The 12,212-nt window shown below is 33.9% G+C and carries 11 protein-coding genes and 1 pseudogene; 5 read left to right on the forward strand and 7 right to left on the reverse strand.

The window, feature by feature from the left end:
* Nucleotides 1-46: 46 nt before the first annotated feature.
* Nucleotides 47-1,396, reverse strand: coding sequence for an MFS transporter (locus AC5LWZ_RS04115; RefSeq protein ID WP_493464018.1), 1,350 nt, complete (start codon nt 1,394-1,396; stop codon nt 47-49).
* Between the two features lie 246 nt (nt 1,397-1,642).
* On the opposite strand from AC5LWZ_RS04115, the gene AC5LWZ_RS04120 reads away from it, so the two are divergent.
* The 3 genes from AC5LWZ_RS04120 to mnmE all read left to right on the forward strand — a co-directional run bounded on the left by AC5LWZ_RS04120 (nt 1,643) and on the right by mnmE (nt 4,281).
* Nucleotides 1,643-2,206 carry a DNA-3-methyladenine glycosylase I gene (locus AC5LWZ_RS04120; protein WP_493464019.1) on the forward strand — a complete coding sequence of 188 codons (564 nt, stop codon included), beginning with the start codon at nt 1,643-1,645 and terminating at the stop codon, nt 2,204-2,206.
* A gap of 10 nt (nt 2,207-2,216) precedes the next feature.
* Nucleotides 2,217-2,825: a YdcF family protein gene (locus AC5LWZ_RS04125; protein WP_294910236.1), complete on the forward strand. Its 609-nt coding sequence runs from the start codon at nt 2,217-2,219 to the stop codon at nt 2,823-2,825.
* A gap of 94 nt (nt 2,826-2,919) precedes the next feature.
* A complete protein-coding gene (gene mnmE, locus AC5LWZ_RS04130; RefSeq protein ID WP_493464020.1) occupies nt 2,920-4,281 on the forward strand; it encodes a tRNA uridine-5-carboxymethylaminomethyl(34) synthesis GTPase MnmE in 1,362 nt (453 codons plus the stop codon).
* A 196-nt stretch (nt 4,282-4,477) separates the two neighbouring features.
* Here the strand turns inward: mnmE and AC5LWZ_RS04135 are convergent, their stop codons facing one another.
* The 3 genes and pseudogenes from AC5LWZ_RS04135 to AC5LWZ_RS04145 form a co-directional block, all read right to left on the reverse strand.
* The gene (locus tag AC5LWZ_RS04135; protein ID WP_493464021.1) at nt 4,478-5,902 is read right to left on the reverse strand and encodes an MFS transporter; all 1,425 of its coding nucleotides are present in this window, start codon (nt 5,900-5,902) and stop codon (nt 4,478-4,480) included.
* A 16-nt stretch (nt 5,903-5,918) separates the two neighbouring features.
* A complete protein-coding gene (locus AC5LWZ_RS04140) occupies nt 5,919-7,091 on the reverse strand; it encodes a M20 aminoacylase family protein (RefSeq protein ID WP_493464022.1) in 1,173 nt (390 codons plus the stop codon).
* Between the two features lie 413 nt (nt 7,092-7,504).
* A pseudogene (locus tag AC5LWZ_RS04145) lies at nt 7,505-7,906 on the reverse strand (RNA 2'-phosphotransferase); the annotation flags it as partial.
* 215 nt (nt 7,907-8,121) lie between these two features.
* Between AC5LWZ_RS04145 and AC5LWZ_RS04150 the strand changes: the two are divergent.
* Nucleotides 8,122-8,325 (forward strand): hypothetical protein, encoded by a 204-nt coding sequence (locus AC5LWZ_RS04150; RefSeq protein ID WP_493464023.1) that lies wholly within the window; start codon nt 8,122-8,124, stop codon nt 8,323-8,325.
* A gap of 595 nt (nt 8,326-8,920) precedes the next feature.
* Nucleotides 8,921-9,127, forward strand: coding sequence for a heavy-metal-associated domain-containing protein (locus AC5LWZ_RS04155; protein WP_065614003.1), 207 nt, complete (start codon nt 8,921-8,923; stop codon nt 9,125-9,127).
* 303 nt (nt 9,128-9,430) lie between these two features.
* Here AC5LWZ_RS04155 and AC5LWZ_RS04160 read toward each other — a convergent pair whose 3' ends face one another.
* The 3 genes from AC5LWZ_RS04160 to thiE all read right to left on the reverse strand — a co-directional run bounded on the left by AC5LWZ_RS04160 (nt 9,431) and on the right by thiE (nt 12,209).
* Complete coding sequence (locus AC5LWZ_RS04160) at nt 9,431-10,555, reverse strand: hypothetical protein (RefSeq protein WP_110448384.1); 1,125 nt, start codon at nt 10,553-10,555, stop codon at nt 9,431-9,433.
* 206 nt (nt 10,556-10,761) lie between these two features.
* Nucleotides 10,762-11,556: a bifunctional hydroxymethylpyrimidine kinase/phosphomethylpyrimidine kinase gene (thiD, locus tag AC5LWZ_RS04165; RefSeq protein ID WP_110448383.1), complete on the reverse strand. Its 795-nt coding sequence runs from the start codon at nt 11,554-11,556 to the stop codon at nt 10,762-10,764.
* Between the two features lie 11 nt (nt 11,557-11,567).
* The gene (thiE, locus tag AC5LWZ_RS04170) at nt 11,568-12,209 is read right to left on the reverse strand and encodes a thiamine phosphate synthase (protein ID WP_493464024.1); all 642 of its coding nucleotides are present in this window, start codon (nt 12,207-12,209) and stop codon (nt 11,568-11,570) included.
* Between the last annotated feature and the right edge of the window lie 3 nt (nt 12,210-12,212).

Here is a 12,212-nt window from a genome sequence, read left to right on the forward strand (position 1 = left end):
TTTTTACCAAAAACAGGGCGATAGCCCTGTTTTTTATTAATATTGTTTAATGATCTGATTTATTTTGCCAGCCATTTTGGGCTAATGAAGTAAAGCCAACAACAACAGCTATTAAAGCGACAGCTGAAATATAAATACCGGCGCCAAGATAACTAAATTCGCCTAATAAGTGATCTGGGCTTAATAAATAAATAGTTAACGTTGGGGTAATTGCACTAAATAGTGCGTAGGCCAAATTATAAGAGAACGATAATCCAGAATAACGAATTGCCGGTGGAAATGTTCTAGTGCCGATAATTGGTGTCATGGCTATCGAGCCAATAAATAAACCAAATACAGCCCAAATAGAATAAAGTTTAGTTAATGAGATATCAGCAGTTAAAGAACTATAAAAATAGATACTGACTACTGCTAAGCCACCCCATGTGATGATAACGGTTTTTGCTGTTCCTAATTTATCATCTAACCAACCAGCAATAACACAACCAATAGATAAGGTTAAAGCGGCAATACAACCACCAATACGCCAATCAAGATTTGCAAAATGGTACATACCGCCAATAATGCGACCAGGAGTAATTAAAATACCGACCATAATAGCGGTGGATAAAGACCAAGTTAATAATGCGACAATCAAACATGCTGTTTTGTGTTTTTTTAATACGGTAACCACAGGTATACTTTTTTCTAAAGCTTTACGTGCAGCTAACTCTTTAAAAATTGGCGTTTCAGATAAAAATTTGCGTAAATATACTGAAATAACCCCAAAAATACCACCAATAATAAAAGGAATACGCCATGCATAATCCAAAATATTTTGGTTAGTAAAATAGAGATCAATAATGATTGTAACGAAAAAGCCAAGTAAGATACCACCAGTAATGCCTGAAGTTAAAGTGCCGACACCTAAACCATAACGTTGTTTTGGGGTATGTTCTGCGATAAATACCCATGCGCCAGGCATTTCACCACCGATAGCCGCGCCTTGTAGCATCCGCATCAGTAACAATAATAATGGTGCTACAATACCAATTGTTTCATAAGTAGGCAAAATACCAATGATAAAAGTAGGTAGAGCCATCATCGCCACACTTAAGGTAAACATTCTTTTACGACCAACTTTATCACCAAAGTGCGCCATAATAATGCCACCAACAGGGCGGACCAAGTAGCCGGCTGCAAAAATTCCCCAAGCAAATAAATCTAACGTTAACGGTGATAAGGTATGGGGTAAAAATAACGGTTTGACAATGGTATCAATGTAGAGTGCATAGATAACAAAATCATAAAATTCTAATGTTCCCCCTAAAGAGGATAATATCAATGTTTTTAAATCCTTGCTGTTCAATGGACGTGCCACTGGTTGCCATTCAGCATTAATCTCAGACTGACTCATGAAAAAACCTTATTGTTATAGTTAAACAGATATAGTCAATTGAGAAAATAATTGTATTTTGACTAAATCTTAATGGTGAATGGTCATTCTGCCATAAAAAATAGATATTTTTTTAATCATAAAAAAATTTAATCAACAGTAATTATCTGCTGGTTAGATTTATAATATAAATTTAGGGATGATTTAAATAAACACTCAATTTATTTATCAAGTATAATAATCTCAAAATATTAAGTTAGAATAACTATGAAAAATAACCAACCAAAACGTTGTAGTTGGGTTAGCAATGATCCGTTATATATTGATTACCATGATAAAGAATGGGGGCATCCACAATATGATAGTTTAAAACTATTTGAAAAAATCTGTCTTGAAGGTCAACAAGCAGGATTATCGTGGATTACAGTTCTAAAAAAACGAGATGAATATCGTCGATGCTTTTTCAATTTTGATCCGCAAAAAATTATCCAATTAACGGCGACTGATATAGAATCATTACTTGAAAATGAAGGCTTAATTCGTAATCGTCTAAAACTTAATAGCATTGTAAAAAATGCTCATGCCTATTTAGCAATGCAAAACAATAATGAGGATTTTTCTCAATTTATTTGGTCCTTTGTTAATGGTAAACCAATCATTAACCACTTTAATGACATAAGTGAAGTTCCAGTTAGCACCGAAATATCAGATAGAATGTCAAAAGCATTAAAAAAGAGAGGTTTTTCTTTTGTGGGATCAACGATCTGTTATGCATTTATGCAATCAATGGGATTAGTTGATGACCATTTTGAAACTTGTTTTAAAAAATGAGAGGCATTAGATGATAATCACGAAATTAATTAGATGGTTACTGATATTAATACTATTTTATTTTATTATTTGTAATATTATTATTTTTATTTTTGCTCACCAAAAACCAGCAGCTAATGCTGATACTCTGGTGGTATTAGGTTCACAAGTTGTTGGTACACCAGCACAAGCTCCTTTAACGTTACAAATTCGCTTGAATACCGCGATCAATTATTTACAAGCTAATCCCAATACAAAAGTGATTGTCTGTGGGGGGCAGGGTAGTGATGAATCGGCGACTGAAGCGAGCGTGATGGCTGATTATTTAATCCAAAAAGGTATTGAACCTTCAAGGGTCTATTTAGAAGATAGATCAAGGCGAACAGCACAACAATTTGTGTATGCTAATCAAGTTTTGCCATTAGGAAAGACCGTTGTGGTAACTAATGATTTCCATATTTTACGTTCAATCATGTTAGCTAAACGATCCAATATTGGTGATATTTCAGGTTTGTCAGCACCATTAAGTTATAGTAATTTTGATAAATATATTGCCATGATAAGAGAACCATTAGCTTTACTTAACTCATGGCTATTTGATCATCCCTTAGATTATGTTGAAACTAAACTTGATAATTAATTGGTCTTATTGCTTCAGACTATTTCACTTTACAGATTTTTAATGGTTGTCGTGGTATGATTAACCATTGCTATTTAAATTAAAATTGATAAATATGAATACAGATACAATTGTTGCACAAGCGACACCGCCAGGTCGTGGTGGTGTCGGAATATTGCGTGTTTCGGGCCCTAAAGCGCAAGATATTGCTAAAGCCGTTTTAGGTATTTTACCTAAGCCGCGTTATGCTCATTATTTACCTTTTTTAGCATCGGATGGTACAACCTTAGATGAAGGGATTGCTTTATTTTTTCCCAATCCACACTCATTTACTGGTGAAGATGTGCTTGAACTACAAGGGCATGGTGGTCCAGTTATTTTAGATTTACTATTAAAACGTATTTTAGATATTCCTGGTGTGCGGATTGCAAGGCCGGGTGAATTTTCAGAGCGAGCTTTCTTAAATGATAAATTGGATCTAGCACAAGCCGAAGCTATCGCAGACTTAATAGATGCCAGCTCAGAGCAAGCAGCAAAATCAGCCTTATCATCTTTACAAGGGGTATTTTCTAAAAAAATTAATACACTGGTTGAATCATTAATTCACCTACGTATTTTTACTGAAGCTGCTATTGATTTTCCAGAGGAAGAGATAGACTTTTTATCTGATGGGAAAATAGAGGCAGAACTTGAGCAAGTCATACAACGATTAAATGAAGTCCGTCAAGAAGCTAAACAAGGTTCATTATTGCGTGAAGGCATGAAAGTCGTCATAGCGGGTAGGCCTAATGCCGGTAAATCAAGTTTACTTAATGCATTAGCTGGACGGGATGCAGCTATCGTAACGGATATAGCTGGAACAACGCGCGATGTTTTACGTGAACATATCCATATTGATGGAATGCCTTTACATATAATCGATACTGCCGGCTTACGTGAAGCTAGTGATGAGGTTGAACGTATTGGTATTGAGCGAGCATGGCAAGAAATTGATCAAGCCGATAGAGTGTTATTTATGGTCGACAGTACAACAACTAATGAGACAAATCCTGAAAAACTCTGGCCAGAATTTATTGAACGTTTACCGAAAAACATGCCAGTCACAGTTATTCGCAACAAAGCTGATTTAACTGGTGAACCATTAGGTTATAGTGAACAAAATGGCTATTGTCTTATTCAATTATCAGCAAGAACAGGTGAAGGTATTACATTATTACGTGATCATCTCAAACAGGTTATGGGTTTTACTAGTAGTACTGAAGGTGGTTTTCTGGCCCGTCGTCGACATCTACAGGCACTTGAGAAAGCAGCAGAGCATTTGAACAATGGTCAATACCAACTTACCACATTCCATGCTGGCGAACTATTGGCAGAAGAACTAAGATTAGCTCAAGAAGCGCTAAGTGAAATTACAGGTGAATTTACTTCTGATGATTTATTAGGACGAATATTCAGTTCATTCTGTATTGGCAAATAAGTTTTATCTACAGATAACTAAATATTTTAAACAGATTTTTCTATTTCAAAACCCATATAATTTTTTAAGTTATATGGGTTTATTTTTCAGAGTTGTAAAAATTGTATTTTTATAAAAGTTTTAATTAAAAAATAGGGATAGATGCGGAAAAATTTATCCCTGTTAAAATTCAAAATGATAAAAAAGTTATGCTGACTTATTTATTTTTGCCGGCATTATTGGGTACTAAAATTAAAATCGAAATAAAACATAACAGACAAAAGCCAACATTAATCCACAATCCAATTGCTGCTGCTGTGGCGATACTTTGACCGCTGGCAATAACTGCAGCATAGGTTGAGGCTGAAATAGCGACACCAAATGCACCACCTAATGAACTTGCCATTTTATATATTCCTGATGCAACACCAACTTTATCTTCTGGAGCACTAGTTATTGCGGTATCAATTGATGGTGTAGCATAAAAGCCTAAGCCAAGACCCAATAAAATATAGCCAGCGAACACCGAAATAATATAAAACATATCGGGTAAGAAAGTCAGCGTCATCAAAGCAATACCCGAACCGGTAATTAACGGCCCGAGTAACATTGGTTTTTTCGCCCCGACTTTTTGTAAGATCTTTTCACCAACTCGAATCATACATAAAACCGAAACTAAATAACCTATGGTCAATAATCCATTTTCGAAAGGGGTAAAGCCTCTTCCTTGTTGGGTATAAGTACTGGCTACAATTAATGTACCAGCAACAGAATTAAGTAGAAAGTTAGATAAGGTAGCTCCACGATAAGGGACGTTCTTAAACAGTGAAAAATCTATAAATGCGCCATTAGCTTTACGATTTTCTATAACAAAAAATAAAATCAGAAAAACCAAACATATCGTAGCGAGTGATAATGTCATTACACTAGTCCAACCAAAAGTAGATCCTTTGGTGATGACAAGGTTTAACGTAACTAAAGTGATCACAAAAACGAATAGCCCAACATAATCAAATTTGGGCAAACTTGATGGATCGTCAATTTTAGTTTCTGGTGTCCCTTTCAATAACAGCATACCTAACACAGCACAGATGATTGAGATAATAAAAATCCATTGCCACCCCAAATAAGTGGCTATTGCTCCACCGGCAAGTACACAAGTTCCTGAACCACCCCAAGAGCCAATTGACCAAAAACTCAATGCTCGTTGACGATCTTTACCTTCATAATAGGTTTTCACTAATGCCAACGTCGATGGCATAATACAAGCAGCAGATAAGCCTTGAATAATCCGACCAATGGTAAAAAGTACTTCACCTCGGGCTAAGATCAAACAAAGACAACCAATAATACTTAAAATAAAACCTAAATAGGTAAAACGAACTCGGCCAAAGCGATCAGCGAGTCCGCCAGCAACGACAATAAAACAACCTGAAAACAGCGCGGTTAAACTGACGGCTAAATTGAACGATGCAGGAGTAATACCGATACTATGTTGAACAGCCGGCCCAACATTGACGATAGACTGAGCAAAAAGCCAAAAAGTAATCACCCCTAATACAATACCTAAAGTTAATCGGTGATAACCTTTAAACTGCTTTGCTGGAGAATTTTTTGAATTTGACATATTTATTTTTGACATAGCTGCACATTAATCCTTATATATTTAAATAGCTTTCAGTTAATGCCACCCAATATGATGCAGCGGTAACAATACATTTATCATTAAAATCATAACCAGGATTATGCACACTACAAAAACCGGGTTCATCGCCATTACCTATAATCATATAGCAGCCATTAGGATTACTTTCTAACATAAAAGCAAAATCTTCACTGCCCATAAAAGGATGACAATTATCATGCACGCGATCTTCACCGACTAATTTTTGTGCGACTTCTAATGCAAATTTGGTTGCATCTGTACCATTATTTAATACCGGACTACCATTCACATGCTCAATTTGTACTGAGGCGCCAAAGCTTTCTGCTTGCGCAGTTGCAACTTCGCTAATCCGTTTAAGTAATAAAGCACGAGTATCGTTATCCAGTGCTCTAACCGTTAACTTCATTAGTGCATCGCTATTAACAACATTCGGCGCTTCACCTGATTGAATACAACCAATCGTGATAACGGCTTGCTCAAATGGTGACACATTACGAGAAACAATGCTTTGTAAGGCTGTGCCGATATAACAAGCGACAAGCGTTGCATCAATCCCTCTTTCTGGCATTGCACCATGGGCACCTTTACCTTTAATATGAATATGGATCGTATCGGATGAAGCCATAAGTGCGCCGGCTTTGAAATAAAAATGACCTTCTTTAAAACCTGGCATGTTGTGGATACCGAAAATAACATCGCAAGGAAATTGTTTAAATAAACCGTCATCAACCATTACTTTTCCACCATATAACAACTCTTCAGCTGGTTGAAAAATAACATGCAAAGTGCCATCAAAGTGACGGGTTTCGGCAAGATATTTGGCTGCACAAAGCAAAATAGTGGTATGACCATCATGGCCACAACCATGGAATTTACCATCGGTTTGACTGCTCCACGGTTTTCCTGATGCTTCAATAATAGGTAGTGCATCCATGTCGGCTCTAATACCAATTTTTTTATCACTAGAGCCATTTTTTAAAACACCAACCACACCGGTTTTTGCTAAACCACGATGTACTTCATAGCCCCATTCAGCCAATTTACTTGCTACTAAATCGCTGGTTTTATGTTCTTCAAAACCTAGTTCAGGATGTTGATGAATTTGATGGCGAATATCAATAAACTCTTGCTCTGTTTTTCTAATCGTTTCCATAATATGCTGCATTTTAGGCTCCTAATTAACCTGAATATCGTTATGAAAAAAATAAAAAGAAGGGAACTACACATCTAAACTATGATTAAAACTATGATTAAATGTAAAACCTGCAAACAACTTAATCAGTAAAACAGCTTAGATGAATAAATATACAATAACCGCTATTCTTGTGAATGTCGATAATTTCTATACGGTAATATTTGAAAATTGTTGTGTTGAACTAGCATTGAGATATGATTTGATCGAAAAAATGAACAAAGAATACGTTAAACTAATCGTATTATTATCGATTTTGAAAAGTAGTTTTAACTAACAGAGATGTTTTCATTAATTTAGTTAATTAATCTGAGTGTCAGTAATGCTCTAATTAACTTTTTCACACCATAAACTAAAAATTATTTTTTCAATGATGCAGATTTAATTTAAATAACTTCTAAAAATTGGCTTGGTACATTCTCTGTTAACCAAACGCCATTATCTGCTAAATAAAACTTGATACCTTGTTGATACATAGTTAAAGCACTAACTCTTAATACAACTGGTTTTCCATGACGTTTACCAACGGCTACAGCTGTTTTATTATCAATTGAAAGATGAACATAATGACGTTCTCCTGCAATCAAACCTTGTTGAATGATTGAATCTAGAAAACGGGTTGCTGTACCATGATATAAATATTCAGGTGGGATTTTTTCTACATGTACTATATTTACTTGATTAGTCGAATGTCCTTGAGCTGCGCGTATTTTCAAGCCATCTTCGGACAGAGTAAAGCGTTTTTTATCACTAGTTATAACGACTTGGCTAATTAAATCTTGCGACAGTTGTTGACGATGTTTATTCCCTTGCCGAATTAAAACATTACCCTCAAATGAGATATAAAAAACTTAGTGATATATATGGCAAATATTTATCTGGCCAATTAGACAATATCGACATTAATTTTTTATTAATGCTATGAGAGTCTTCAATTTATCCTGAATTTTCATACCAAAATTTACAAGCTATTTATGCTTGTGATTTCTGGATAAACCAATTTTTGAAGCAAAATGCCAATAAAGATACATCTTTTGTAAAAGAAATTAAAAGTTATTTAGTGGCAAATTTAGCATTAACTCCTTCTCAGATAAAAGGATTAAATAGGTGGTTTGATAATACAGAAGGTAAGAAAATAGTGAATATTAAGCCAAATGCATTTGCTATAGACCCTACGACATATTGGAAAAATAAATTTAAGAAGTAATTAATGATATTTTTGTCTTAATCTTATGAAATACTAAAAATTACATCCACCTATTCCAATATAGAATGTCTAATTTGGTATCAACAAAAAAATAGGTAATCCTCATGCTTGGTATCACAATCAAATCATTAAGCATTACGTTGGTTTATTTGATTCAACCGAAGTATTTAAAGATATTTCAATTGGTTATGCTCTATCAAATGCTTATCTTTTCGATTATAATGAACAAATATCAATAAGACGGTATAGACTTCTCAATTATTTTTACAAAAAATATAGATCAAAATAAATTCTTAACTTATAAAACATGGTTTGAACTATATCGCTAAGCGTTCTATTTTAAATTCCAATCATAATAATTAGCTGTATAACTGGATGATATGTTTAACTTAATCTTGGTAAGACTATTAAAATTAGGTTAATTTATTTTTTTAGTAGGCTTGGTTTTCGTTTGTTTTGGCGTAATATAAGGATCAAATTTTATTTAATTAATGGCAATAGCTAGCAAATTTGTTTTATTTAAAGAATAATCTGATTTTGCTTTTTGTTGGCATTGATAGTTTACCGATAAATGATTAAATAACAAAAGGGGTTAATGATGAAATTAATAGTTGATAATATGAGTTGCCAACATTGTGTTAAAACCATTACTAAAGCAATTAATGATATTGATCCTAAAGCAAAAGTTACTGTTGATTTAGCTAAGCATGAAGTTGATATTGACGGAGGTACTATCTCGCAAGAAGCGGCAATTGCGGCAATTAATGAAGCGGGATTTGAGTTTGTCGGTATTGCTTATTAATAGTATTTAGCGTTATTAAATTTTAGACGATTATGATTATCGGCCTAAAGTTTAGAGAGTATTTTTATCAAATCATCTATTAACAGTTTTTGTATACTTCATCGACTTGGATTGTTGATGAAGTATATCTATGTGTCAATTTAGTATATCCTTCACCTAAAAAACATTTGCTCGTCTTTCGTATTTATAAAAAGTGAATTCAGGTTGATATTTATAGCTTATAAAAAAAAACTATTACCAAACATTTTAGTATTAAGTGGCTCATCAAAATTTAGTTAGTTCACAGTTATATTTAAGCAGCAATTAATCAAAATCTTTATCAAGTTCATTTTCGTTAATACAAAAATTTTTTTCTTTCTGAGAACATTGACGAGAAATTTTAAAAGATTGTCCTTCAACACCTCTAAAAGACTCATATTCTTTATAAGTACAGGTTGAATTCGTTAAAGTATAGTTGCTGTTTTCTGCTTTGAATCGATAAGTTTCATTTAAAATAACTGCAGAATAGTTATTTATTTCGCAAATTTTTTTCCTTTTTGCTATTTTTTTTTGGGGATCAAAATCGATGTAACGACCATCTAAATTGAGATAAATAAACTCTTTTTTCTTCTCATCATAAGAATAGTACCGATAAATGATAGGTCCATCTTCCATATCATCAACGGCTCTGGCGATATAAAAATCATTATAATTACCATCAAAATTGTAGTCTATTTCTATGCCATTGTGATCAAAAAAATCTGGTGCAAAACGATAGCTATCATCTATATGGTTAACTGCACCTACTGAATATTCACCCAAAAAGTCAAATCCTTGCAAATTATCTATAGTCTGAAATAATTGGTCATTTTTTTTACTATAAATATTTAAACCTGTTGGTTTCAATCCTTGACCTTTTTTATAGGAAAGTATCAATTTAAAATAAAAATCATCTGTCGATCTTTTTTGTAATAACTCTATATTGTTAATTTCTTCATTCTTAATAGGAAAAGAGAGATAATCATAATCATGAAAATCTAAATCGACATCATATTTATCAATATTTGCTTTAAAATAGTCAGATTCAATTCCTGATATTAACCAGTCGATTCCTTGTAAATTAGTTATAGTTTGAAGTAATTGACCACTTTTCTTACTATAAATATTTATACTAGTTGGTTTCAATCCTTGACCTTTTTTATAGGAAAGTATCATTTTAAAATAAAAATCATCTGTCGATCTTTTTTGTAATAACTCTATATTGTTAATTTCTTCATTCTCAATAAGAATATCGAGATCACCGCCATCTTTAAAATTTAATTCAACATCATATTTATCAATGTTCGCCTTAAGAACATCTAAGTCAATTGCTAAAACTAAACAAGGGAAAAACAAAACAACTGAGATAAGATATTTTATACAAATCATATTATAACCAACTAATTCCATTTAATGTTTTTAATATTATTTTTTTAATCCTATTTATATCTTAAATTAATTCATATCAAAAATTAATTTAAAATGATTTAAAAATATATTATTTCTTATCAAATATAACTTATTGAGCAATTTTTCTAACCATATTTTTAATTACTATTTTGGATAACCATTTGTAGAAAAATAAATATTTAATTATTCAATGTAAAAATTTGCAGTTACCACCATTGATAAAAATGGTGAGTAGGTCCAATTCCCTTACCAATTTTTAAACTATCTGCATGCTCAATAGCCCCTTGTAGGTAGTTTTTAGCATGTTTTATTGCATCTTCTAAATGATGTTTCGGTAATAAGGCTGCAATTGCCGCAGAGAGGGTACAACCTGTACCATGGGTATTTCTCGTTGCGATCCTTGGTGATGTCATTCTGATGATGTTGTTGCGAGTGATTAAATAATCAGGGCTTTCTTGACTTGGCAAATGTCCGCCTTTCATTAATACTGCCTGACAACCTAATTTAAGTAATTCATACCCCTGTTGTTGCATTTGCTCTTCGTTTTTTGCCTCACTACAATCAAGTAATGCAGCAGCTTCAGGTAGATTTGGGGTAATAATTGTGGCTAATGGTAATAATAGATCTCGAATAGCAGAAATGGCATCAGCTTTTAACAATGGATGTCCGCCTTTAGCAATCATTACGGTATCAAGCACAATATTGGCAATAGGGTTATCGTTTAATAGTTGAGCAACCGAAGTAACAATCTCTTTATTCATTAGCATGCCAATTTTAACACTATCAATGTAGATATCTTGATACAGCGTATTAAACTGTGCTTCAATAAATTGAGAGGGAATGGCATGTACACCATTAACGCCTTGCGTACTTTGTGCGGTTAATGCGGTGATCACTGACATACCATAAGCACCAAGTGCTGAAAATGCTTTTAAGTCAGCTTGAATACCTGCGCCACCACTAGGGTCACTGCCCGCTATTGTTAATGCAACTGTTGTCATGATTTGGTTTCCTATTTTGCTTGTTTTATTTTACTGATTAGGTCTGATGTAGCTTTGGCAAGATTAGCTTGTCCACATATTGCCGACACAACGGCAATACCTTCAATGCCAGTTTGGATTACTTCGGTTAAATTATTCACGCTGATACCACCGATCGCTACGGCAGGGCATTGTTTCGCTTTAACCAGTTCTTTCAATTGAGCAATGCCAGTCGCAGCTGCGGCATCCTTTTTGGTTGCGGTTGGATAGATAGGCCCTATGCCAAGATAATCGACTAAATGCCAAGGAACATTCTCTAGTTGTGATTGATTTGAAACTGAAAGTCCTAACCATTTATCTTTGCCAATTAAACGTCGAGTAACTTCAACCGGGAGATCGCTTTGTCCTATATGAACGCCATCGGCATCAATGGCTAAAGCAATATCAACATGGTCATTGATAAATAGTGGAACTTGGGTACGACTTAACACTTCTTTGAGCGCTTGTGCGGCGTCATACCAATTTTTACCAGAGTATTCTTGTTCTGAACGTAGTTGCACGGCGGTAACACCATTCTCAACGGCAATTTTGGTAGTAGTGACCATGCCATCTATACCGTCACATAATAACGGATCGAGGACTAAATAGAGAGTTAAATCAAATTGCTTTTTCATCAA

It is taken from the genome of Gilliamella sp. LMG 34362 (genome assembly GCF_984569125.1).